18 protein-coding genes, 1 tRNA gene and 1 pseudogene are annotated in these 24,465 nt (G+C 71.9%); 10 read left to right on the top strand and 10 right to left on the bottom strand.

All coding sequences use genetic code 11. The features are described 5' to 3' along the window. Window positions 1-43 precede the first annotated feature (43 nt). Window positions 44-778, bottom strand: coding sequence for a dienelactone hydrolase family protein (locus tag CW362_RS35885; protein WP_103553792.1), 735 nt, complete (start codon window positions 776-778; stop codon window positions 44-46). Between the two features lie 370 nt (window positions 779-1,148). On the opposite strand from CW362_RS35885, the gene CW362_RS35890 reads away from it, so the two are divergent. The 3 genes from CW362_RS35890 to CW362_RS35900 all read left to right on the top strand — a co-directional run bounded on the left by CW362_RS35890 (window position 1,149) and on the right by CW362_RS35900 (window position 4,931). After that, window positions 1,149-1,982, top strand: coding sequence for an ABC transporter ATP-binding protein (locus CW362_RS35890; protein ID WP_240658220.1), 834 nt, complete (start codon window positions 1,149-1,151; stop codon window positions 1,980-1,982). A gap of 250 nt (window positions 1,983-2,232) precedes the next feature. Then, complete coding sequence (locus CW362_RS35895) at window positions 2,233-2,955, top strand: FAD binding domain-containing protein (protein WP_103553794.1); 723 nt, start codon at window positions 2,233-2,235, stop codon at window positions 2,953-2,955. A gap of 410 nt (window positions 2,956-3,365) precedes the next feature. Continuing rightward, complete coding sequence (locus CW362_RS35900) at window positions 3,366-4,931, top strand: MFS transporter (RefSeq protein ID WP_103553795.1); 1,566 nt, start codon at window positions 3,366-3,368, stop codon at window positions 4,929-4,931. Window positions 4,932-5,122: 191 nt separating this feature from the next. Here CW362_RS35900 and CW362_RS35905 read toward each other — a convergent pair whose 3' ends face one another. After that, entirely contained in the window at window positions 5,123-5,758 is a 636-nt protein-coding gene (locus tag CW362_RS35905) for a TetR/AcrR family transcriptional regulator (RefSeq protein WP_103553796.1), read from the bottom strand. Between the two features lie 198 nt (window positions 5,759-5,956). Here CW362_RS35905 and CW362_RS35910 point away from each other — a divergent pair, with 198 nt between their 5' ends. The 3 genes from CW362_RS35910 (at window position 5,957) to CW362_RS35920 (ending at window position 9,503) form a co-directional block, all read left to right on the top strand. Next, entirely contained in the window at window positions 5,957-6,412 is a 456-nt protein-coding gene (locus tag CW362_RS35910) for a hypothetical protein (RefSeq protein ID WP_103553797.1), read from the top strand. A gap of 158 nt (window positions 6,413-6,570) precedes the next feature. After that, window positions 6,571-7,749, top strand: a complete 1,179-nt coding sequence (locus CW362_RS35915) for a PP2C family protein-serine/threonine phosphatase (RefSeq protein WP_240658222.1) — start codon at window positions 6,571-6,573, stop codon at window positions 7,747-7,749. Window positions 7,750-7,862: 113 nt separating this feature from the next. Further along, window positions 7,863-9,503: an FAD-dependent monooxygenase gene (locus tag CW362_RS35920; protein WP_206301162.1), complete on the top strand. Its 1,641-nt coding sequence runs from the start codon at window positions 7,863-7,865 to the stop codon at window positions 9,501-9,503. A 35-nt stretch (window positions 9,504-9,538) separates the two neighbouring features. Here the strand turns inward: CW362_RS35920 and CW362_RS35925 are convergent, their stop codons facing one another. Next, complete coding sequence (locus CW362_RS35925; RefSeq protein ID WP_103553800.1) at window positions 9,539-9,991, bottom strand: flavodoxin family protein; 453 nt, start codon at window positions 9,989-9,991, stop codon at window positions 9,539-9,541. 302 nt (window positions 9,992-10,293) lie between these two features. On the opposite strand from CW362_RS35925, the gene adhE reads away from it, so the two are divergent. The 3 genes from adhE (at window position 10,294) to pflA (ending at window position 16,203) form a co-directional block, all read left to right on the top strand. Next, window positions 10,294-12,984 carry a bifunctional acetaldehyde-CoA/alcohol dehydrogenase gene (gene adhE / locus CW362_RS35930; protein ID WP_103553801.1) on the top strand — a complete coding sequence of 897 codons (2,691 nt, stop codon included), beginning with the start codon at window positions 10,294-10,296 and terminating at the stop codon, window positions 12,982-12,984. A gap of 52 nt (window positions 12,985-13,036) precedes the next feature. After that, window positions 13,037-15,301 carry a formate C-acetyltransferase gene (gene pflB, locus CW362_RS35935; RefSeq protein WP_103553802.1) on the top strand — a complete coding sequence of 755 codons (2,265 nt, stop codon included), beginning with the start codon at window positions 13,037-13,039 and terminating at the stop codon, window positions 15,299-15,301. 74 nt (window positions 15,302-15,375) lie between these two features. Next, window positions 15,376-16,203, top strand: coding sequence for a pyruvate formate-lyase-activating protein (gene pflA / locus CW362_RS35940; RefSeq protein ID WP_103553803.1), 828 nt, complete (start codon window positions 15,376-15,378; stop codon window positions 16,201-16,203). Window positions 16,204-16,525: 322 nt separating this feature from the next. Here the strand turns inward: pflA and CW362_RS35945 are convergent, their stop codons facing one another. From CW362_RS35945 to CW362_RS35960, 4 genes are all read right to left on the bottom strand, one after another. Beyond that, on the bottom strand, window positions 16,526-17,119 hold the full coding sequence (locus CW362_RS35945; RefSeq protein WP_103553804.1) for a uridine kinase family protein: 594 nt from the start codon (window positions 17,117-17,119) through the stop codon (window positions 16,526-16,528). A 142-nt stretch (window positions 17,120-17,261) separates the two neighbouring features. Further along, window positions 17,262-17,335 (bottom strand) — tRNA-Met (locus tag CW362_RS35950). A 196-nt stretch (window positions 17,336-17,531) separates the two neighbouring features. Next, complete coding sequence (locus CW362_RS35955; RefSeq protein ID WP_103553805.1) at window positions 17,532-17,963, bottom strand: hypothetical protein; 432 nt, start codon at window positions 17,961-17,963, stop codon at window positions 17,532-17,534. A gap of 227 nt (window positions 17,964-18,190) precedes the next feature. Next, the gene (locus CW362_RS35960) at window positions 18,191-20,359 is read right to left on the bottom strand and encodes a DUF1996 domain-containing protein (protein ID WP_103553806.1); all 2,169 of its coding nucleotides are present in this window, start codon (window positions 20,357-20,359) and stop codon (window positions 18,191-18,193) included. A 366-nt stretch (window positions 20,360-20,725) separates the two neighbouring features. On the opposite strand from CW362_RS35960, the gene CW362_RS35965 reads away from it, so the two are divergent. Further along, window positions 20,726-21,955, top strand: a complete 1,230-nt coding sequence (locus tag CW362_RS35965; protein WP_103553807.1) for a PP2C family protein-serine/threonine phosphatase — start codon at window positions 20,726-20,728, stop codon at window positions 21,953-21,955. Window positions 21,956-21,976: 21 nt separating this feature from the next. On the opposite strand, the gene CW362_RS35970 is transcribed toward CW362_RS35965, so the two are convergent. From CW362_RS35970 to CW362_RS35980, 3 genes and pseudogenes are all read right to left on the bottom strand, one after another. Next, complete coding sequence (locus tag CW362_RS35970) at window positions 21,977-22,669, bottom strand: hypothetical protein (protein WP_103553808.1); 693 nt, start codon at window positions 22,667-22,669, stop codon at window positions 21,977-21,979. A gap of 227 nt (window positions 22,670-22,896) precedes the next feature. Next, complete coding sequence (locus tag CW362_RS35975) at window positions 22,897-23,907, bottom strand: hypothetical protein (RefSeq protein ID WP_162684343.1); 1,011 nt, start codon at window positions 23,905-23,907, stop codon at window positions 22,897-22,899. 63 nt (window positions 23,908-23,970) lie between these two features. Beyond that, window positions 23,971-24,465 (bottom strand): annotated as a pseudogene (locus CW362_RS35980) (DUF2306 domain-containing protein); the annotation flags it as partial.

The raw sequence follows: 24,465 nt of genomic DNA on the forward strand, positions 1-24,465 counted from the left end.
CCGGCCCCCGCCTACCGCTCGCCGCCGGTCCGACGGCCCGGCGTCACTTCAGGTGCCGGACGAAGAACCGGTCCGCGGCCTCCCCCGCGAACTGCGGGACGCCTGCGTGCCCGCCCATGGTGGCGTGCAGGGTCTTCTCCTCGGAGCCGAACGCGTCGAACAGGTCCAGGGCCGCCTGCCGGTCGTTCCCCTCGTCGTCCCACTGCAACAGGACGTGCAGCGGAACGGTGACCCGGCGGGCCTCCTCGAACATGGCGGCGGGCACGAGGCTCCCGGCGAACAGGACGGCGGCCGAGACGCGCGGTTCGACCAGCGCGAGCCGGATGCCGATGGAGATCACTCCCCCCGAGTACCCGACCGGGCCGCCGATCTCGGGCAGTGACAGGAGGGCGTCCAGGGCGGCCCGCCATTCCGGGACCGCCTTTTCGACCAGCGGGAGGACGAGGGCGTCGACGATCTCGTCGTCGACCGGCCCTCCGGCCTGCATCGCCCGGCGCAGGTCGGCGCGGGCCTGCTCGATGGCGGCCCAGCGGGGCCGGTCCCCGCTCCCGGGGAGCTCGATGGTGGCCGCGGCGAAGCCGTCCGCCACGACGTGCCGGGCCCGCCCCGCCAGCCGGGGGTACATCTTGCCCAGTCCGAGCGGAGGGTGGCCGAGCAGGATCAGCGGCACCGGTGCGGACACGGACGCGGGCGTCCACAGGATGCCGGGGATCTCGTCGAGGGTGAATTCGCGTTCGAGGACGTCGTCGTCGAGACGCCGTTCGGAAGTGAAGTGCATGGTCGTGCCTTTCGGGAGGGCTCTTGAACGGCGCTCCCGGACGACGACCTATCGCCCGACCGTGACCCCGGAGGAGAGCACCCATGTCGATACTGCGTTCACGGGTACCACCTCCTCGTTCTCTCGCACGGCCTCGGGAAAGGTAGCAGCGGTCTCCGTGATCCGCCAAACAGGTTTTCGCGCAGGCTCCGCGCCCGCGCTCACCCGCCGGTTCCCCGAACGCCGTCGTCCCCTCGACGGCAGCCGGAAGACGTCTCCGGCCCTCCGCCCGCACGCCCGCGGCGCCGTCCACCAAGCGGACGCGGGGGCAACAAGATGCGCACCACATCTAATGTGCGAGGAGCACCGGCCGATCGAGGGGAGCCCGGACGTGGCCGAGGTAGGGACCGAGACGGACGGCAGGGGCGGGGAGACCGTGGTCGCGCTCCGCGATGTCGGCGTCCACCGTCACACGAACAGCCAGGTGATCCTCTCCGGGATCGACTGGACGGTCCGGGCCGGTGAGCACTGGGCCCTGCTCGGAGCCAACGGCGCGGGCAAGACGACCCTGCTGCGGCTGCTGGGCGCGCTGATGCATCCCACGACCGGCAGTGTCGAGGTGCTCGGTTCCCGGCTCGGCCGGGTCGACGTGCGCGAGCTGCGCGCCCGTATCGGCCATGTGAGTACGGCCCAGCGCGTACCGCAGGACCTCGACGTCCACGGCGTCGTCCTGACGGGGCACACCGGTACCGTGCAACCGCTGTGGCGGAAGTACGACGGCGAGGTGCGCCGCCGCGGCCACGAACTGCTCGCCGAGCTGGACATCAAGGAGCTGGCCGACCGGCCGTACGGGGTCTGCTCGGGAGGGCAGCGGGCCCGCGTCCTGATCGCCAGGGCGCTGATGGCCGAGCCGGCCCTGCTGCTGCTCGACGAGCCGTTCAACGCCCTGGACCTGCCCTCCCGCGAGGACCTCGTCGAGGCCATGCAGCGGCTGGCCGACAGCCGTCCCGAACTGGCCACCGTGACGGTCACCCACCATCTGGAGGAGCTGTCCCCGGCCGTCGGCCACACCCTGCTCCTGCGCGAGGGGCGCGTCCTCGCACAGGGGCCCGTCGACGACACCCTGACCGATTCCTGGATGACCGGCTGCTTCGGACGGCGGATCACCGTGGTCCGGCACGGCGGGCGATGGGCCGCCTATTCCGGCTCCCACCTGGGTAGTTGACAGCCGTACGAAGCAACTCGCGGCGCGGGAAAGGGAAATGACGGGCGATTGCCGCCCAGTGAGTACGGACGACATGTGCGGGCCCCTCGGTCCCCCATCGTGAGCACAACCGCACGGCGGGGCGCACCGGTTGAGGGAGTGTGCCCTGTACGCGCCCCCGTCCGCACGGCGAAAATGCGCCTGTCGACGGTCATTTCGCCAAGACACCGAGTACCCGCCGCCAAGTCACCAGGAAAGCAGGTCGACTGTCGTGCTGTTGCGTCTGCCCACGTCCGTGTCCGAAGCACAGGAGTACCTGACCGAAGGGGCGGTGCCGATCGGCGGCGCCACACTGGTGTGGGCCACCTGGCAACGGGACGGGTTTCCCGACCACGCCATGTCGTTGCGCGACCTCCCCGAGGCCAACACGATCGAGCGCGAGGCCCTGGGCGCGGCCGTGGTGCTGAACCGAATAGACGACCGGGTGCCGGAGGTGCTCCGCCGTGCGGCCGCCGGCGTGGGGACCGGAGCCGTGCGCCGGACGGCCACGGTGGGCGGCAACATCGTCGGCAGCACGCTGCGTTGCCTGCTGCCCGCCGCGCTCGTCCTCGACGCCCGGGCGGTGATCCTGGAACCGGAGGGCGTCACCGAGACCGATCTGGCCGAGGTGCTGGCCAAGCGTCAACTGCTCCTGAGCCTGCGCTGGCGCACACCGGTCACGAGCAACTACCACAAGGCCGCGGCCGAGCCGGGCGGGGCGTCGCCGCTCGTCGTCGCCGCCGCCCTGCACTCCGTGGACGGCGGCGGGACCCGTCTTCGTGTCGCGGTCCGCTCCGACGACGAGGTGTTCAGCGAGAGCGCCGTGTGCCACGGCGACGCCGAAGGAATCCTGCGCACGCTGCACAGCGGTTCCCTCGGCCGTCTTCCGGCCGCGGCACAGGAGCTCGTCGGCCGGCAGGTGACCGACCTCCTGGCGCGCCCCGGCACCCTCTAGGCCCTGTCGCCCGGTCCCCGTCCGCCCTTCGGGCGGACGGCGGAGATCCGACGGCAGGCCCTGGTCCGGGCCCCGCCCCGGATCGCGGGGACCGGCATGTGCCCCTCCGGGCTCCGGTGCGGGGGCGGGGGCGGGGGCGGGAAATTCAACAAGGGCCGGTCGGCCGTACCGATCCGGGGACGGGGACGTCCGCACGCCCGGCCGCGGTGGTCCGCCGCCCCGGGCACCCCGGCCCGCCGACCTGCTCCTCCGCCCGGTCCGGTGCCCGGGCGCCGCGTTCGTACGCGGCCCTCGGCACCGGCCACCGGCCCGCCCCCTTAATTCATCGATGTGGAAATCGCATGGCGGACTCCCGACTCTGGGTCCAGGCGCCGGGAACCCCCGGACCACCCGGACGAAGGACGGAGCACATGCCCTCCCCACACGCCCCCGCCGCCGGTCCCGCACCGGCCGCACGTCACAACCTGGTCCTGGTGGTCACCTGCGTCGCCCTCGGCACGGTGGTCGCCGCCATGGCGTCACTCAACGTGGCGCTGCCCGATCTCGCCCGTGAGACGCACGCCACGCAGACGCAGCTGTCCTGGATCATCGACGCCTACAGCCTGGTCTTCGCGTCGCTGCTGCTGCCGGCCGGCGCCCTGGGTGACCGTTTCGGCCGCAGGCGGGCTCTGATCGCGGGGCTGACGGTCTTCGGCGCCGGGTCGGCCGCCGCCGCGCTGACGACCGAGCCCTCGGCGCTCATCGCGCTGCGGGGCGTCCTCGGTGTGGGCGCGGCGCTGGTCATGCCGGCCACCCTGTCGACCATCACCACCACGTTCCCGCGCGCTCAGCGGGCCCGGGCGGTGAGCGTGTGGGCCGCGGTCGCCGGAGCCAGCGCGCTGGTGGGACTGTTCGCCTCCGGAGCCCTGCTGGAGGGCTGGTCATGGCGTTCGGTGTTCCTGCTGAACGTCACTCTGGCCCTGGTGGCCCTGGCCGGAACGCTGCTGTTCGTGCCCGAGTCCGCCGAACCGAAGCAGCCCAGGCTCGACGTCGGGGGCGCCCTGCTCGCGGTGGCCGGTCTGGTGGCGCTCGTCCACTCGGTCATCGAGGCGCCGACCCGCGGGTGGGCCGACCCGGTCACCCTCGCCGGTATCGGGCTGGGTCTGGCGGTGCTCGCCGGGTTCGTCCTCTTCGAACTGCGCCGCGAGAACCCGCTCCTCGACCCCCGGCTGTTCCGCAACCGCCACTTCGCCGCGGGCTCGCTGTCGATCATGCTCCAGTTCTTCGTGTTCTTCGGGTTCATCTTCGTGATGATGCAGTACCTGCAACTGGTGCGCGGCGACAGCGCCTTGATGGCGGCGACCGCCATGCTGCCGATGGCCGTGACCATGGTTCCCGTCTCCCGCGCCGCCCCGGTGCTGGTCGGCCGGTTCGGATTCCGGGGGCCCTGGGTCGCCGGTCTCGTCGGTGTCGCGGCGGGCATGGGGATCCTCTCCCGGCTCGACGCGTCCAGCCCGTACTGGCTGATCGCAACCGGTCTCGTGCCGCTGGGCGCGGGGATGGGCCTGGCCATGACGCCGGCCACGACATCCATCACGGACGCCCTGCCGCGCTCGCTGCAGAACGTCGGCTCGGCCATGAACGACCTGGCGCGTGAGCTCGGCGGCGCCCTCGGGATCGCCGTCCTCGGCAGCCTGCTCAGCGCCGCCTACCGCGACCACCTGAGCCTGCCCGGTCTGCCCCGGCAGGTGGCGGACGCGGCACGCTCCTCGCTGGCCGCCGCCCACGCCGTCGGCGGACCGGTCTCCGGCCGGGCGACGGCCGCCTTCGTCGACGGCATGCAGCTGGCGCTCCTCGGCGCCGCCTCGGCCGCCGTGCTCGCCGCCCTCGCCGTCGCGGCCCTGCTGCGCTCCGCTCCGCGGCCGGAGGCGCTCGCCGACGCCCAGGAGGCGCCGGCCGGTGTCGGCGCGCAGGAGCGGCAGCCCACGTACCACTGAGGCGCCCGGGCCCCCTCGGGAGCTCCGGACCGGCGTCCCGCAGTTCCCGGGACGCCGGTCCTCGACGTGCCGGGGCACCGGCCGGGAGGGCGGAACGGGACGGCGGACCGGGGCGTGGAGCCGGCGTCCGGTGTGCCGGGGCACCGGCCCCGCGCCGAACCCCGTTCCGCGACGGGGAAGGTGACGGCCGCTCAGGAGCGCTGCGCCGGACGCGCGTCCCGGGCGGCGCGTCCGGGACCGCGCAAGGCCTGCCGCAGCTGCGGGCTCACGGAACGGACCACGTCGTCGGCCGTCATGGAGGCGACCGGCTCCAGGCGCAGCAGATAGCGGGTGGTGATCAGTCCGGCGACCACGGTGGTGAACGCCGCGGCCCGGCGCCCGGCGTCGCGCCCGGGCACGAGGCCGGCGATCCGGTCGACGATCTCGCGCTCGACCGCCTCCTTCACCAGCGCGCCGACCGAGTCGTCGTCGATCGCGGTCCTCAGCATCGCGATCAGGGGCGGGCCCGTCACGGGGTCGTCCCAGACGGCGAGGACCTGACGGACGACCCGTTCGGGGAGGGTGGCGAGGTCCCCTTCCGCCACGACCCGTGCGAGGAGTTCGGCCGGGTTCGCGCCCAGCGCCAGGGCGGCGCCGAACAGGCCCTTCTTGGACCCGAAGTAGTAGCTGACGAGGGCGAGGTCGACCCCGGCCCCGGCGGCGACGGACCGCAGGGTCACCGCGTGGTAGCCGTCCTCGAGGAAACGGCGCCGGGCGACGTCCAGGATCGCGGCCCGGGTGTCCGGGTTCCCCGGCCTGCGGCCCCGGTGCGACCCCGTTTTATTCATCACGGACGAATTCTACTGCGGCGACGGGCGGTGTCGCCGTGCGTCACGACGCGTCGCCCTATGTACCGATGTCAGACGGTTCTTGCTAAATGGCACTGTTAACCCGTATGAGTGGTACATCACACATCGGGGCCGTGGCGTCGAGGCAGAGCCGACACGCTGACGGCCACATGGCAGAGCGTCCCGCACGGAGCTGATATGCGCACACACTCGATCCGGACCGCGTTCACCGTCCTCGCGGCCGCGGCGCTCGCAGCGGTGACGGGCACCGCCTCCGCCACCCCCGCCGCCTCGCACCCCGCGAAGCAGCGCCAGACACCCCCCGTACTCGTGGACTGCCTCTGGCACCCGGACGTGCGCCCCGCCGAGTTCATCCTGGCCTGCGGCGACGGCAACAGCCGGCTCGTCTCGCTCCACTGGTCGCACTGGAACCAGAACTCCGCGGTCGCCCGGGGCGTCAACATGGTGAACGACTGCAAGCCGTACTGCGCGGCGGGCAAGTTCCACGCGTACCCGGTCGTCGTCGCGCTGGACCACCCGCAGCCCTGGAAGAAGAAGCCGCAACTGCAGCACTACACGCGGATGACACTGATCTACACCCACGACCACCCGGACGGGTACGCGCAGAAGGTCAGCTACCCGCTGTGGGACTGACACCCGCACTCCACGGGCCCGGCCTCCCGCGCTGACGGCCCGGGACCGCCGCGGGGGCCGGGGGCCGGCGGCCGCGCCGGACTCGCCGACGGTGGGCACCGTACGGAACCCCCGGCCGCGGAAACAGGTACAAAATGGGGCGTGTGGGTAACCGGCGCATGTCAGTGGACCGTCTCGTGGAGCAACCGTCGGGCCGCGGTCTGGTGGCGATCCCGCTCGCGTTGATCGTCGTGATCACCGTGGTGGACATACGCTCCCCCACCGACGTCCACCTGGGCCCTCTGCTGGTCATCGCGCCGACCCTCACGGCCTCGCTCGCGGGCCCCGGGCTGACGGCCCTGGTCGGGGCGCTCGCCGTCGCCGCCCAGGTGGTCATCGCCTCGCTGCACGGCGGGCTCGGCACCACCAATCACATCGCGCAGATCATCGCCCTGGTGGTGCTCTCCGCGCTGGTGGTGTTCGTGTGCCACGTACGGGAGCGGCGCGCCCGGGAGCTGGCGCGGGCGCGCTCGGTCGCCGAGACCGCGCAACGGGTGCTGCTGCGGCCCCCGCCGCGCCGGATCGGGCCGCTGCGCGTGGCCTGGCTCTATCTGGCCGCCGAGGACGACACCCAGATCGGCGGCGACCTGTTCGCGGTCAGCCGGGCCGCCGGGGCGTCCACCCGCGTCATCATCGGGGACGTCCGGGGCAAGGGACTGGCCGCCATCGGCGAGGCCTCGGTGGTGCTGGGCGCCTTCCGCGAGGGCGCCCACCGGTACGCCACGCTGCCCGAACTGACGGCGGCCCTCGAGGTGAGCGTGTGCCGGGACCTGGACGAGGTGGCCGACACCGAGCACGACCCGGGCGAACACTTCATCACGGCGCTCGTCCTCGACATCCCCGACGACGACGCCCGGGTCGAAATGATCAACTGCGGTCACCCGCCGCCCCTGCTCCTGCGCGGTCACCGGGTCAGCGTCCTGCACGCACAGCACCCCGTGCCTCCGCTGGGCATGTGCGAACTGCCCGCCTCCAGCCACCGCACCGACCCGTTCTCCTTCGAGTCCGGCGACTTCCTGCTGCTGTACACCGACGGCGTGATCGAGGCCCGGTCCCCGGACGGCGCCTTCTACCCCCTGGCCGAGCGGGTCGCCGCCTTCCCCGCCTCCAGCCCCGACGTCCTGCTGCGCCACATCCACGACGACCTCGTCCGGCACATCGGTGACCAGCCCGGGGACGACGCCGCCTTCCTGGTCGTCGAACGCACCGCCGCGCACCACCTCCACCTCCCGCACCTTCCCGTGGACGGCCGTCACCGGCCCGGCAGCGACGGACCGCCGCCTCCCGCGCCCCGCTGAACCGGCGGAACGGACGTCGAGGCGCCCGTCGCCCGAGTAGCGGGGCCGGTCGCCGGAGGGCCAGGATGGAGGGAGACCGACTCGACCGAGGGGGCTCGCACGAGGAGGCCCCCGTGGCGCACACCTTCGGAACCGATGTCGTGGTGGCGGGTGCGGGCCCGGTGGGTCTGACCGCGGCCGCGGAGCTGCGCGGACGCGGGGTCCGCTGCCGTGTCGTCGACCGGCTTCCGGCACGGCTGCCGTACGCGAAGGCGGTGGGTGTCCAGCCCCGCACGCTGGAGATCTGGGACCACATGGGGCTCGCGCGCACGGTCCTGGAGGCGGCCGTGCCGATGTACGGGCAGCTGGCCTACGTCAACGGCGTCGAACAGCCCCGGATCGACCTCGTCCTGCCGCCCGAAGTGCCGTACGGCTTCGCCGCGTTGCCGCAGTACGAGACCGAACGCATCCTCGAGGACCACCTCGCGCGGTTCGGGACCGGGATCGAACGGGGCACGGAACTGGTCTCGTTCGGCCAGGACTCCGCCGGCGTGACGGTCGCCCTGCGGTCGGCGTCCGGGGCCGAGGAGGAGGTCAGGGCGCGCTATCTGGTGGGCTGCGACGGCGCGCACAGCGTCGTGCGCAAGCGGCTGGGCCTCGCCTTCGAGGGCAGCGCGTTCCCGGAGGAGTACATGCTCGGTGACGTGGAGGTGGACTGGGACATGCCGGCGGGCTACGGCGTCCGCTCCATGCACCGGAACGGGGACGGCGCGGTGGACGACCTCCTGGTGTGCATCCCGCTGCCCGGCCGGAACCGGTACCGGATGTCGATGATGGTCCCGCCCGAACTCTCCGGCGCGGGACGGAAGGACGGGTCGGCCGACGGCGTCGTGCACGGCCTGGAGGGCGGGGGCTCCCCCGCGCTCCCCGACATCCAGGCCGTGCTCGACCGGTTGTCCCCGCGGCCCACCACCGCCTCCTGTCTGCGCTGGGCCTCGGTCTTCCGCATCAGCCACCGCATCGTCGACCGCTACGGCGAGGGCCGTGTCTTCGTCGCGGGCGACGCGGCGCACATCCACCCCCCGACCGGCGCCCAGGGCATGAACACGGGTATCCAGGACGCCTGGAACCTGGCCTGGAAACTCGCCCTCGCGATCGAGGGCGGCACGCACCAGGACCTGGCGGCGAGTTACGACGCCGAGCGGCGGCCCGTCGGCGAGGAGGTCGTCGAGCGCACGGTCCGCCACGCGAGCCAGGGTGTCCAGGCCGACCGCACCGACCCGGAGACCCTGATGCTGCGCGAGGCCCAGCTCCTCGTCGGCTACCGCGGCAGCCCGCTCGTGGACCCGGCCTCCGGGGAGCCCGGCCCCCAGCCGGGCGACCGGGCACCGGACTGCGCCGGTCTCTCGGCGCACATCGCCGTCTTCCCGCTGCGCCTGTACGACCTCCTGCGTGACCGCGGACACGTACTGCTGGTGTACGGGGACGGCGAGCAGGGCGGACAACTCGCGGAAGCGGCGGGCGAGTTCTCCGGGGGACGGGTCGGAACCTGCGTGATCCTGCCCGCCGGGACCGCCCCGCGGAGCTCCGGCCCGCCCGCGTACGTCGACACGCTCGGCGAGTTCGCCCGTCTCTACGGGGTCGCCGACGGGGCGACGGCCTTCCTGATCCGCCCGGACGGGTACATCGGCGCCCGCCTCCGTCCCCCGACGGCGGAGCGGCTGACAGCCCACCTGGCCCGCACGTTCGCCCCGAACGGCTCCGGCGCGCGGTGACGGCGCCGCCCCCGTACCGGGCTCGACGAGCGTGATCAGTCCATCAATCGGGCCGCGAGGGTCGCACCGAGCTCCCAGCACGCCTCGAGGTCGGCCTTGCCCGGCTCGCCGGTCACCTTCACCGCCTCGGCCGCACGACGCCAGCCCAGGCCCGTCGTCACGGACTCGATGCCGCGCACCGCGCCGGTGACGTCGTTCCCGCCGTGCACGTAGTAGCCGAAGGGGCGCGCGGCCGTCGCGTCCAGGCACGGGTAGTAGACCTGGTCGAAGAAATGCTTCAGCGCGCCCGACATGTAGCCGAGGTTCGCCGGGGTGCCGAGCAGATAACCGTCGGCGGCCAGCACGTCCGAGGCGGTCGCCTCCAGCGCCGCCCGCCTCACCACCCGGACCCCCTCGATCTCGGGCGCCGTCGCGCCGGAGAGCACGGCTTCGAACATGGCCTGGCAGTTGGGCGAAGGAGTGTGATGAACGATCAGCAGAGTAGGCACACCCGCACCCTCCCCCGCCGCCCGTCGCCACCGCAAGCATCACCGGGCCGAGCCCACGGCCGACTTGAGCCGGTTCCGCGGCGGACGGCGCCCGTGCGCCGGACCGCGCGGCCGGGCGCTCCCGCCTCTCCTTCGCGAACATGAGTTCCGCGCGTCCCGGCACTGTCCGTCACGTGCGGCGGACGGCCCGGAGGGGGCGGCCTGCCCGGCTGCACGATCCGGCGCGCGATGTAAGGCTGGAGGTAATCCGGAGCCGCTGAAGCCCGGCTGTGTCGGGCGCACCGCGAACGAAGGGTGATCCGATGACCAGCCACAAGAAGAAGGACGGCCAGCGCTCCTCCAGGGCCGGCTCAGCCGCCGGGCCCGCCGCCCGGCCCCAGTCCCCCGGGGTCGAGCAGGACGTGGACGAACTGGTGGCCCGCGGTCTGGAGGCATTGGGAGAGTACGCCGACTACACACAGGAACAGATAGACCACATAGTGAAGAAGGCCAGTCTGGCCGCGCTCGCCGAGCACACCCGGCTCGCCATGATGGCGGTCGAGGAGACGAGGCGCGGCGTCTTCGAGGACAAGGCCGTCAAGAACATCTTCGCCTGCGAGAACATCACCCACTCGATGAAGGGCGTGAAGACCGTCGGCGTGATCCGCCGCGACGACATCGACGGGATCACAGAGATCGCCGAGCCGGTCGGGGTGATCGCGGGTGTCACGCCCGTCACCAACCCCACCTCCACCACCATCTTCAAGGCCCTGATGGCGCTGAAGACCCGCAACCCGATCATCTTCGGTTTCCACCCGGCCGCGCAGAACTGCTCCGCCGAGGCCGCCCGGATCGTCCGGGACGCGGCCGTGGAGGCGGGCGCCCCCGCACACTGCGTGCAGTGGATCGAACGGCCCTCCAAAGAGGCCACCAACGCCCTCATGAACCACCCCGGAGTCGCGTCGATCCTGGCCACCGGCGGGAACGCGATGGTCCGTGCCGCCTACAGCTGCGGCAAGCCCGCGCTGGGCGTCGGAGCCGGCAACGTACCCGCCTACATCGAGAAGAGCGCCCGGATCCGGCGTGCGGTCAACGACGTGGTGCTGTCCAAGACCTACGACTACGGCATGGTGTGCGCCTCGGAACAGGCCGTGATCCTGGACCGGGAGATCCGTGACGAGGCGATCGCGGAGTTCCGCAAGCTCAAGGCGTACACGGTCAACGACCAGGAGAAGGCGCTGCTGGAGGCGTACCTGTTCGGTGTCGGCGCCGAACAGCAGGGCGGACGCGACTGCGCGGGCGCCCGGCTGAACGCCGACATCGTCGGGCAGAGCTCGGCCGCCATCGCCGAGGGCGCCGGCTTCGAGGTGCCCGAGGACACCTCGGTGCTCCTGGTCGAGGTCTCCGAGGTCGGTGTCGAGGAGCCGCTGACCCGCGAGAAGCTCTGCCCGGTCCTCGCCGTGCTGACGGTGGACGGGCGGGCCGACGGAGTACGGCTGGCCACCGAGATGGTGGAGTTCAACGGTCTGGGCCACTCGGCCGCCGTGCACACCGAGGACGCGGCCTTCGCCGAGGAGTACGGCCACGCGGTCAAGGCCTGCCGGGTGATCTGGAACGCGCCCACCTCGCAGGGCGGGATCGGTGACGTCTACAACGCCTTCATGCCGTCCCTGACCCTGGGCTGCGGCTCGTACGGCAGCAACTCCGTCTCCGGCAACGTCACCGCGCTCAACCTGATCAACATCAAGCGGATCGGGCGGCGGAACAACAACATGCAGTGGTTCAAGGTGCCGCCGAAGATCTACTTCGAGCGCGATTCCATCAAGTACCTGGCCGATGTGCGCGGATCCCGCAAGTTCGTCGTCGTCACCGACAAGACGATGGTGGAGATCGGGCACCTGGAGCGGATCCGCAACGTCCTGAACCGCCGCGGCGAGGTACCCGAGATCCGGGTGATCGACAACGTCGAGCCCAACCCGAGTCTGGACACCGTGCAGAAGGGCGCCGAGATGATGCGCCACTTCGAGCCGGACACCATCATCGCGCTCGGCGGCGGCTCGCCGATGGACGCCGCCAAGGTGATGTGGCTGATGTACGAGCACCCGGAGCTGGAGTTCGCGGACCTGAAGGAGAAGTTCTTCGACATCCGCAAGCGCGCCTTCACCTTCCCCGACCTCGGCGAGAAGGCCCGGCTGGTGTGCGTCCCGACCACCTCCGGCACCGGCAGCGAGGTGACCCCCTTCGCGGTGATCACCGACACCGCCACCGGCCAGAAGTACCCGCTGGCCGACTACGCGCTGACCCCGAGCGTGGCGATCTGCGACCCGGCGCTGACCCTGGACCTGCCCCGGGCCGTCGCCGCCGACTCGGGATTCGACGCGCTGACCCACTGCCTGGAGACCTACGTCTCGGTGTACGCCAACGACTTCACCGACGGACTGGCGCTTCAGGGCATCAGGCTGATCTTCGACAACCTGGAGAAGGCCGTCAACGAGGGCGCGGACAACCCGGTCGCCCGGGAGAAGATGCACAACGCCGGCACGATCGCCGGCATGGCCTTCGGGTCCGCGTTCCTCGGCGTGGTGCACGCGATGGCGCACACCCTGGGCGCGACCTTCCACGTCGCCCACGGCCGCACCAACGCGCTGTTGCTGCCGCACGTGGTCCGCTACAACGGCTCGGCGCCCACCAAGGTCACCAGCTGGCCGAAGTACCACAGCTACATCGCCCCCGAGCGCTACCAGGACATCGCCCGGATGCTGGGCCTGCCCGCCGAAACCCCGGAGGAGGGCGTGGAGTCCCTCGCCCACGCGCTGGAGGAACTGCGCGAGAAGGTCGGCATCCCGCGGTCGTTCAAGGACGCCGGGGTCGACGAGGCGGCGTTCCTGGACGCCCTGCCCGAACAGGCCATGAACGCCTACGAGGACCAGTGCGCACCCGCCAACCCGAGGCTGCCGATGCTGGCCGACATGCAGGAACTGATGCGCCGCGCCTACTACGGCGACCCGGTGTGACCACCCGCCCGAACGGCGGGACCCCGATCGACCGAGAAGGAGTCAGGCACCGATGACCACGCAGCAGCAACGGCCCGTCCGCAGCGCCTGGGACGGCTTCCGGGGAGGTCTGTGGCGGGACGAGATCAACGTACGGGACTTCATCCAGCAGAACTACACCCCGTACGAAGGCGACAGCTCCTTCCTGGCCGGTCCCACCGAGCGCACCACGGCCGTGTGGAAGAAGATCACCGATCTGTTCCCCGAGGAGCGCGCCAAGGGCGTCCTGGACGTGTCGTACGACGTCCCGTCCACCATCACCGCCCACCCGCCGGGCTACATCGACCAGGACCGGGAGCTGATCGTCGGCCTCCAGACCGACGCCCCGCTGAAGCGGGCGATCATGCCCTACGGCGGCTGGCGGATGGTGGCCGGGGCGCTCAAGACGTACGGCTACCCCGTCTCGTCCGAGCTGGAGAAGGTCTTCACCCGGTACCGCAAGACCCACAACGCCGGGGTGTTCGACGCGTACACCCCGGACATCCGGGCCGCCAGGAAGGCGGGCGTCGTCACCGGCCTGCCCGACGCCTACGGCCGGGGCCGCATCATCGGCGACTACCGCCGCGTCCCGCTGTACGGCGTGGACCGGCTGATCGCGGCCAAGCAGGAGGAGAAGGCCGACCTGGACGCCATGCCCCGCGACGCCTCGCGTCTGGAGGAGGTGATCCGCGAGCGCGAGGAGATCTCCGAGCAGATCAGGGCGCTGGGCGAGCTGAAGGAGATGGCCGCCTCCTACGGGTACGACGTCTCGGGTCCGGCGAGCAGTGGCCGGGAGGCCGTGCAGTGGCTGTACTTCGCCTACCTCGCGGCGGTGAAGGAGCAGAACGGCGCGGCGATGTCGCTCGGCCGCACCTCCACGTTCGTCGACGTCTACCTCCAGCGGGACGTCGACGCCGGGATGCTCGACGAGAGCGCGGCGCAGGAGATCGTCGACGACTTCATCATCAAACTGCGGATCGTGCGGTTCCTGCGCACCCCGGAGTACGACGAGCTGTTCTCCGGCGACCCGACCTGGGTCACGGAGTCCATCGGAGGCATCGGCTCGGACGGCCGCACCCTGGTCACCCGGACCTCCTTCCGGTACCTGCAGACCCTGTACAACCTGGGGCCCGCGCCCGAGCCGAACATGACGGTGTTCTGGTCTCCGGCGCTTCCGCAGGGCTTCAAGGAGTTCTGCGCGCAGGTCTCCATCGACACCTCCAGCCTGCAGTACGAGTCGGACGAACTGATGCGTCCGCGCTTCGGCGACGACACCGCCATCGCCTGCTGCGTCTCGGCGATGGAGGTCGGCAAGCAGATGCAGTTCTTCGGCGCCCGGGTCAACCTCGCCAAGACGCTGCTGTACGCCATCAACGGCGGCCGGGACGAGCTGTCCGGCGCCCAGGTCGGCCCGAACACCGGGGCGGTCACCGGCGAGGTGCTGGACTACGACGAGGTTCTGGGCCGGCTCGACCTGCAGATGGAGTGGCTGGCCGAGACGTACGTCCACGCCCTCAACGTCATCCACTACATGCACGACAAGTACGCCTACGAGCGGCTGGAGATGGCGCTCCACGACCGTGACATCCGGCGCACCATGGCGTGCGGCATCGCCGGGCTCTCGGTCGCCGCGGACTCGCTGTCGGCGATCAAGTACGCCCGGGTGGCGCCGGTGCGGGACAAGACCGGGCTGGCCGTGGACTTCCGCGTCGAGGGCGAGTACCCGGCGTACGGCAACAACGACGAGCGGCCCGACGCCATCGCGGTGTGGCTGGTCGAGGAGTTCATGCGCAAGGTGCGCAGGCACCCCACCTACCGGGGCGCCGAGCACACCCAGTCGGTGCTCACCATCACCTCCAACGTGGTCTACGGGAAGAAGACCGGCAACACCCCGGACGGCCGCCGCGCGGGCGAGCCGTTCTCGCCGGGCGCCAACCCGATGAACGGCCGTGACACCCACGGTTACGTCGCCAGCGCGCTGTCGGTGGCCAAGCTGCCCTACGAGCAGGCGGAGGACGGGGTCTCGCTCACGAACACGATCACCCCCGACGCCCTGGGACGCACCCCCGAGGACCGGATCCGCAACCTGGCCGGGGTCCTGGACGGCTTCGTCACCTCCCAGGGCTTCCACATGAACGTCAACGTGCTCAACCGGGACACGCTGATGGACGCGATGGAGCATCCGGAGAAGTACCCGCAGCTGACCGTCCGGGTCAGCGGCTACGCGGTCAACTTCGTGCGGCTGACGCGCGAGCAGCAGCTCGACGTGCTGGGCCGCACCTTCCACGGGTCGCTGTAGCCGCCGGCCTCCCGGGGAGCGCGGACCGCCCGCCGCGCTCCCCGGGAATCGCCATGACGTCAGGAGGCTTCGCCATGTCCCTGATCCAGCCGGGAAAGGCTCTCCCGCCCATCCTCACCGGCGGCCCCGACAGGCCGGTCGAGGAGGCCGTACCCCGGCGCGGCAGCGGTCCGGTCACCGGGTCGGTGCACTCCTGGGACCTGTCCACCGGTGTCGACGGTCCCGGCACCCGTTTCGTCGTCTTCGTCGCCGGCTGCCCGCTGGCCTGTCTGTACTGCCACAATCCCGACACCCTGCGGATGAGCAACGGCAAGCGGGCCACGACCGACGAGGTCGTCACGGAGGCGGCCAGATACGTGCAGTTCATCCGCGCCGCGGGCGGCGGCTTCACCGTCAGCGGAGGCGAACCGATGCTCCAGCCGGACTTCGTCGGCGAGATCCTGCGCCGCTGCCACGACGACCTGGGCCTGCACACCGCCCTGGACACCTCCGGCTTCCTCGGTGCCCGCGCCACCGACTCCTTCCTGGACAGCGTCGACCTGGTCCTTCTGGACATCAAGTCCTGGGACCGCGAGCTCTATGTGCGCCTCACCAGCCGCCAGTTGGAGCCGACCCTCGTGTTCGCCCGCCGCCTGGCCGACCTCGGCAAGGAGGTCTGGGTCCGCTTCGTCCTGGTCCCGGGTCTGACCGACGCCCCGGAGAACGTGGCGGGAGTCGCCGCTTTCACGGCGTCCCTGGGCAACGTCACCCGTGTCGACATCCTGCCCTTCCACAAGCTCGGCTCCGACAAGTGGGCGGGTCTCGGCATGGACTTCACCCTCGCCGACACCCCTGTCCCGAGCGCCGCTCAGATCGCCGAGGCCCGCTCCGTCTTCTCCTCGTACGGCCTGTACGCGGTGTGACCGCCCCCGGCGGGTGTACCGGCCCGGGTGACCGGTGCGGGACCCGCTGATCTGCTGATATGCTCGATCCAGAGCCCGCACCGAACACTCGGTGACGAGCCAGGCGTTGGTGGTCCAAGGAAAGACGCCCCGCTTCCTGCGGGGAAATGCAGGTGCAAGGCCTGCCCGGCGCTCCACAGGCACCGCTTCCGGTCGTTCGGCCGGAGGCGGTGCCTTTTTTCGTGCGGTGCCTTTCTCGTCCGGTCCGAAGGACGGGCGTCCGCCCCCCGCGCCGGCCCGGACCCGAGACCCCGGACCGGCGTCTGCGGCCGCTCGCCCCCTGTCAGTGCCCGGGAACCACGAGATCCGCCCTTTCCCAGGGACGGGTCGTGCTCAGGTAGTGCTCCTCGGCCAGTCGCCAACGGGCCTCCCAGTCGACGGGACCGTGGTCGTCACCGCGGGCACGGAGCCGGCGCATGGATTCGTCGGGCGGGGTGTCGACGTAGACGACCAGGTCGTAGTGGTCGGCGAGTTCGGGCCGGGCGGTGTAGACACCCTCGACGAGGACGATGCCGTCGCAGACGACGGTACGCGCCTCGTCCGTCACCAGGGCTCCGCTCGGCCAGTCGTAGCGCCGGTAGTGCGCGTCGTGGCCGGTGGCGAGCGGGGTGAGGACCTCGTCGCGCAGCCGCTGCCAGTCGAAGTAGCGGTCGTAGCCCTGGGCGGGGGTCAGCGCGGCGCGTTCGTCCGCGTCCATGGGACGGTAGAAGTCGTCTCCGTGCACGACCACGGCGTCACCGAGCCCGGCCGCGGCCGCCGCCAGGGTCGACTTGCCCGAACCGCCCATGCCGTCGACCGCGATCAGCACCAGTCCTTGGCCACCGCGGGCGCGGGCGGCCTCCACGACGCGCTCCGCGGCTGTTTCGATCTTCGTCATGGGGTGATTGTGGCGGGACCGGACGCCCGTCCTCCGCCGAACGGGCACAGTCGTATGTTCCGATGACACGCGGGTCCGGGCGGTCATGTACGCACATACGACGGAGGGGCCGGCATGTGATGCCGGCCCCTCCGTCTTCGAGTAGCGGGGACAGGATTTGAACCTGCGACCTCTGGGTTATGAGCCCAGCGAGCTACCGAGCTGCTCCACCCCGCGTCGGTGAACACAACTCTACGTCATCTTTCCCGGGCTCAGAACCATGATCGTCCGCCGATGGACGACGAAGGGGTGTCCACGGCGCCGGATCCCGTCCGGACCGCTCCCCCGAGGAGCGGACGGAACCCGCTGCCTGCCGTGCCCCGACCGGCCGGTTCACCGTCGCGCGGGATCGGCCGGGGTGCCCCGAGGGGGGTCACACGTCGGTGGGCAGACCGCTCGCTTCGGCGATCCCCCGCAGCTCCTCGTCCTGCCGGTGCCGCTCCCCGATGAAGTCGGCGATCTCCCTGCACCGCTCCGGGTCGTCGGCCGTACCCGAATCCGTGACGACCCGGACGACACCGATCTCCTCCGTCTCCAGCTCGACGATCCGGTTGTCCAGGCGTCCCGTGACGGCCACGGCGACCACCAGGGACGCCTCGTCACGGACCTCCTGCGGGACGCTCTCGGGCTCCGCGCCGTCGAGACACAGCTCGATCGCTCCCACTCTCTCCTCCCTGATCGCTTCGAGTACGGGCTCGACCATGCGCAGCAAGAGCGCGTAGTCCGCCGGAGCCATACGCAGGCGGAGCATTTCGAGGTACAGGTCGAGGGGCCGGTCATCCGGTGCCTGCTCTGATGCGTCCATGGAGCTTCGCCTTCCCCAATGTGGACGACATGATCGCGTCTCCCCCCAGCATGCTGTGAATCGGCGCGCGCCGCCGGTCGAGACGGCCGCCCGGAACATGCCGAGGGGGCTCGCGGCCTGTGTGAACAGGCCGCGAGCCCCCTCGAACACGTCTTTCGGAACTCGTCCGTCAGGGCTCGTCCGTCAGGATTCACCTGTCAGGAGTCGCCCGTCCCCGCCGGTCCATGTCACCCGTAGGTGCGCCGGATCCGGTAGAGCACGAAGGCGCCGGCGAGCACGCACACCCCGCCGATCACGCCCGGCCACAGGTTCGCCCCGGTCTCGGCGAGCCCGCCGGCCCCGACCGCCTGCGGCTCGATCCCCGAAGTGGCCGGCGGGTAGGACTCGGCCGGCGGCGTCGTCTGCGCGGGGGTCCCCACCTCGGCACCCTGGTCGGCACCCGAGGTCTCCTGCGCCGAGGCCGTCACATCGGACTTGGGCTCCACCGTGACGGGAGGCGCGTCGTCCCCGGCCGGCTCGGTGCCCGGTGCTTCCTCGGTGGGCTCGGCGGTCTGCCCGCCACCGTTGTCACCGTTGTCGCCGTTGTCACCAGAGCCCGATCCACCCTTGCCGTCGGCCGGGTCGTCCGCGGTGGGCGCCGGCTCCTCGGAGGGGTTCTCGGAGGGGTCAGGGTCCGCCTCCGACGGCTCGGGGGCCGCTTCCGAGGGGTTCGGCTCGGCGCTCTGCGACGGCTCGTCGGTGGCCGGAGGGTCCTCCTGCTGCCCGCCGCCGTTACCGCCGCCGTTGTCGTTGCCGCCGCCGTTGTCGTTGCCGCCGCCGTTGCCGCCGCCGTTGTCGTTACCGCCGCCACCGTTGTCGTTGCCGCCGCCGTTGCCCGCACCCGCGCCGCACTTCTTGCCGCTGTTGATGCAGTCGACCACGTCCTTCATGAGGCCTTCGTCGAAGACGTTGATGAAGTCGCCGTGGTCGGTGATCGGCTTGTGGAGGTTCTCGGGGAAGGAGTCGACCGCGAACAGCGGTGACGTACGGCCGCCGTCCTGCAGGCTCGGCGCGTCGATGTCGTAGACGATGCGCTGCACCAGCTGCGGAATGGCCTTGAAGTTGTTCGGGCAGTTGCCCTGGGCGTCCGCGAAGGCCACGTGGGTGCGGTGGTTGGCGCTGTCGATGTTCGCGCCGTCCCAGCAGCTCTGGAACTTGAAGGTGCGCACCACGTCGCTGCCCTGCGGGCAGAGGGGGTACTTGTCCTTCAGCTGCCGGTCCTCGAAACCGGTGCAGCTCCAGGAGGCGTTGGCGTTCGCGGGTCCGTTGACGAACGCCTTGGCGTCACCGGTGATGATGCGCAGCAGCGGGGGCATGGCCGTGACCTTGCTGCGCGGGTTGCCGACGAAGGTCAGCGTGACCTCCTTGGGCGTGACGATCTGACCGGCGTTGCCCTCGGTCCCGCCACCGGGGGCGCCCGCGTCGCGTTCCTGCTTCCCGTTCTGGAGGCGCACCACGGGCCAGTAGTACGAGGACTTGTCGCCCTTGTCCTGGCAGGAGGTGTCGGCCTTGGCCAGGTCGTCGTCACTGGCGAACGCGGTGTTGGACTGGTTGCCGATGTAGTCGTGGAAGTGGTGGGCGCCGTTGCTGACCCCGGGAGCCACGATCACGTTGTCCGAGTTGAACAGGCCGTTCGCGTTCACCCCGCAGCTGGAGACGAACTCGCCCTGGGAGGCGTCGGCCTGGGGCTGCGGCTTCGCCACGTTGGGCTGGACGGACTTGATGTCCGCGTAGTCGGCGGCCACGGGGCCGTTGCCGGCCGGGGCGGCGCCGCCCTGCTGGCCGCCCTGCTGACCACCCTGGTTCTGGGCCGGAGCGCTCGCGTTCTGCGAGGCGCCGCCCTGGTCCTGCGGCGCGGCACTCTGACCGGTGTCCGTCCCGGTGCCGGGCTGGTTGCCGGAAGGACGCAGCGTGCAGGCCGCGAACCCGTCGAGTCCGCTCGGCGGGTCGCCCGCGGCGTCGATGGCGGCCACGATGCGGCCGATCGACTCGGACCGCTTCTCCTTCAGCGGGTTCATGACGGCGTCGGCGCCGCTGTCGCCGTTCTGCTGCATCTGGTCGGCCTTGGCCTGGAGTTGCTGATAGGCCTCGGCGATCTGCTGGTCCAGAGCGGCCAGCTCCTTGTCAACGCCCTCCTTCGCGGCGTCCGGGACCGTCTTCAACTGCTCGCCCACGTCGGGGCAGTCGATGGTGGCGGAGCCGGCGGACAGGACGCGCGCGTCGGTGCCCGCCCCCGTCTCGGTCGCCGATGCGTAGACGTTGACTCCTACGAGTCCGCCTCCGCCCAATATCAGTGCGAAAGCTGCAGAGGTCGCGCGGCGTGCGCCCGTGGGGCGTCTGCGCTTGTTGCGTCCCAAGGTGGTGCTCCTACGCGTCGTGGTCGGCTCGACATGGAAATCCCCCCGGCCCTATACGCACACGGGTCGCGTTGTGTTCAACCGTCTTCCGAATTCACAGTGACCCCGTATGGAGCAACTGGCCGAGGACGCCTCGGTGAACGCCGAAAGCCCCGCTCGCCCCGGGCGGACCGGGGAACATCGGGCGCCCCACGCGCCCCCTGCGGTTGCACCGGGCGCGGGCCGATGGCCTGATGGGAACACTGCACCACGGGTACGCCCTGGACGTGGCCCCCCGTCATGCCCCGGGCCCGTGGGACAGGGCAGGATGCTCCGCCGCTTCCACCGTGGGCACGGCCAGGGCAGCGGCGCGAGGCGGGTGAACAGGTGACGGGAGCGGAGATCGACTTCGCCGGTGTCTTCCAGGCCCTGCCCGGCATGGTCGCCCTGCTCACCCCGGAGATGTTCTTCGTGGACGCGAACGAGGACTATCTGAGCAACTCCGGCCGCTCCCGCGAGCAGTTGGTCGGCCGGTACCTGTTCGACGTCTTCCCCGACCGGCCGGACGATCCCGCCGCGACCGGGATGCGGGACCTCCAGGCCTCCCTGCGCAGGGTGGTGGAGTCCGGGGAGCGCGACGCCATGGCCCTGCAGCGTTACGACGTGGAGTCCCTGGAGCGGCCGGGTGTCTGGGAGGAGCGGTACTGGAGCCCCGTCAATGTGCCCGTTCTCGACGAGAACGGCGCCGTGACCCTGGTGATCCACCGGGTGGAGGAGGTCACCGAATTCATCCGCGCCCGTGGCGGGCTCGCGCAGGGCGACCGGACGCCGCTGCTGGAGGCCGAGTTGTACACCCGGGCCAGGGAACTGCAGGAGCTCAACGAACGCCTGCGGCGCGCCCATGCCCGCGAACGGGAGGTCGCCGTCGCTCTCCAGGACGCGCTGCTGCCCTCACCGGAGCAGGTGGGGACGCATCACGCCGCCGTGCGCTACCGACCGGCCACGAGTTCGCTGAACGTGTGCGGGGACTGGTACGACCTGGTGTCACTGAGCGGCGACCGGATGGCCGTCGCGGTGGGGGACGTCGTGGGCCACGGGCTGCCCGCCGCCTGTGTCATGGGCCAGTTGCGCAGTGCCCTCAGTGCCGCGTCCCGGGCCGCCGACGGTCCGGCCCGGGCACTCGAGGTGCTCGGGCTGTACGCGCGTTCCGTCGAGGGGGCCGAATCCACCACGGCGGTGACGGCCTGGATCGACTGGGAGACCCGCACCATCACGTACAGCAGCGCCGGGCACCTCCCGCCGGCCCTCCTGCACGGCGACGGGAGGGTGGAGTTCCTGGACCGGGCGACCGATCCGCCGCTGGGAGCCCGGCCGGAGCACGTGGCCCGCCCCGAGGCCGCCACGGGCTTCGCCTCGGGCGACACCCTGGTCCTGTACACCGACGGTCTGGTCGAACGCCGGACCGAGGACATCGACGTGAGCCTCGGACGCCTCGCCGCCGCGCTGGCCCACCACCGGGAGGCCGAGCCCGAGGCCCTCGCCGACGCGCTGCTGTCGGACCTGCTCCCGCCCGGCGGCGTCACCGACGACACGGCCCTGGTGATCCTCCCGCTCTGAACGCCCGGCCGCCGGGCGCCGTCACACGGCGGAGGACGACGAAGTGATCCGGTGGGAGCGCACGACCGCGAGCACGCAGGCGGCCAGGAGCGCCGTGGCCAGGACGACCAGATCACGCAGCGGCCCCGTCGTCAGCGCTACGGCGGTCAGGGCACGTGACGGTACGCGCCCCTCGGGGCCGTGGGCGACGACGAGGGCGTCGCCCGGCCGGGTGATCCGCCCGCATCCGTGCCGGACGCGGACCTTGAACGGTGCGCCGTCCCGGGCGACCACCGGGCACGGGGGGCGGGTGCGGGCCTCTCCCTCCCGGCCGGCGTCCCCGCCGGACCTGACGACCATGGGTGCCACGCGCTCCCCGTCCACCGGCACCACGTCCGCCGCGGCCTGCGGGGCCTGGAGGGCGAGACAGACGCCGAGGGCCGCGACGATGCCCACCAGCGCCCGCCCCGCCCGCAGGAGGACCAGGTGCAGGACGAGGATTCCGGCGCACACGAGTCCCGCCTCGCCACTGACCAGTACGGGCGTCCCGGTCCGGTCGCCGACGACCCCGGTGCCCACGATCGAGCCGGCCCCGAGCCCCCCTGCGAGAAGCCCCTCCCCCACCAGCCACCGGGGCGGCCATCCGACGAACTCGGCGGGCCCCCACACCGTGCTCCGCAGGTACGCCGTCAGGTCTGTCTCCTGGGCGGGCGGAGGACGACGCCACCGGTGCATACCCGTACCACTCCCCGCCACGTTCTCTCGTCGGTCGACGCCTCGCATCCTGCCGTCCGGACGTGGACCGCCGCCCTGCCTCCGTCCGGAACAGATGACGTGGACGACGTTTCCGGAAGTCGGCAGTGAAGCTCCCGCCCCGCTCCCCGAGGGCCGACGCGATTCGCACACACGGGTGACAGAGCGTCAAAATCTCTTTTCTCGACGGGAGTCGATGCCTTCGGTCCTCAGCTCCGGGACTCCGCGGCCAGGGATCTCGCCAGCAGGACGCGCCCGCTGAGGCCGGCCAGCAGGAGCCCGGCCACCATGGCGGCGAGACACAGGGCCGGACCGGAGGACCAGTCGACGGCGGAGGCCCGGCAGGCCAGCACGACGGTCACGGCGACGCCCGTGCCCGGCAGGGCGATCAGGGCCGGGCCGGTACGTCCGAGGTCGTCCTCGGCCAGCGCGGCGAGGACACCGACACCGAGGGCCAGCGCCCACACCCCGAGCGCCTGGGCGTCGAGGCGGCTGACGCTCCACGGCACGAAACCGGACCAGAAACCGGGTCGCACCAGCAGCCCCGTGCCGATGCCGAGCCACGCCGAACCGAGCACGGCCAGCGCCGGTTTCGACCAGGCGGGCAGCGGCGCGCCGCGCGGGCCGGGCGGCCCGGCAGGGGTGAGGTACTGCCGGGCCAGCGCGATCAGGGCGCACACGCACAGCGTGCCGAGCACGAAGAGCCAGCCGAGGCTGAACAGCACCGGGACGACGGAGCCGCCCCGCGCGATGTACAGGTGCCCCGCGTCGAGCAGGCTCACGGTGAACAGCCCGGCCAGGACCACGGCCAGCGGGTGGACCAGCGAGCGGGCCTCCCGCCAGGCACGGACCCGGTTCACCGCGAACAGGCCGGGCGCGGTGCCGAGCATGCCCGCGCCGATCAGCCCCGGAGTCAGCGACTCGGGAGAGGGCCACGCGCCGAAGACGTGTCCGGTGAGGGCCACGGCCGTCAGCAGGCCGCCGACGAGGACGCCCACCACGGCGACCGCGGTGGCCAGCATCGCCACTCCCGCGGTCAGCGGCCGCCCACCCGCCGCGAGCGGCCCGGCAGCGCGCTCCACCGGACTCCGCGGCACGTACGCCGCCTCTCGCCCCTCTTCCGGCTCCTGCGGCCCCGGCCGTTCCTCCTCGCTCCGCGGATGCTGTCGCGGGTGCCCCGCGGGGTCGTCGGGCAGGGGCGGACGGGATGCGTTCGGCATGGGGATTCCGTTTCCGGACGGGAGCACGACGAGGCGGGCGGAGGAGCAGGGAGGAGCCGGGGACTACGAGACCGTTGTCGGGAGACGGGTGGCCGAACCGGGGGCGGGCACGGCCCTCTTGAGGACCTCCCGCGCGTACATGACGCGCACGCTCACCACCAGGGTCGCCAGGAACGCCGTCACGCCGCAGCCGATCGCCGCCCCCGCGGCCGGCGCCGTGAGCCCGTCGAGCCCCAGGGACCGTTCGAAGAGCGGAGCGGCCCCGGCCGACAGCACCGGCGCCAGGCACAGGGCCACCCAGTGCAGACGCCACTCCTCCCGCGCCCAGAGGCGGCCCTCACGGCCGGCTCGCCCCGCGCGCGAGGCCGTCACCGCGTACGTGACGGCGTACGGCAGGAGATAGGCGAGCAGGAGCCGTCGCCCCTGCGTGCCGTGGTCCAGCAGGGCGCGCGCGGTCCAGGCCAGCGCGGCCGCTCCGGCCAGGTGCGCGAGGGCCAGGACGGGCGCGGGGGCCCATGACCCGGACACCCCGGCGACCGTCCTGCGCCGGTCGAGGGA

The organism is Streptomyces populi, from assembly GCF_002911015.1.
Classification (GTDB): domain Bacteria; phylum Actinomycetota; class Actinomycetes; order Streptomycetales; family Streptomycetaceae; genus Streptomyces; species Streptomyces populi.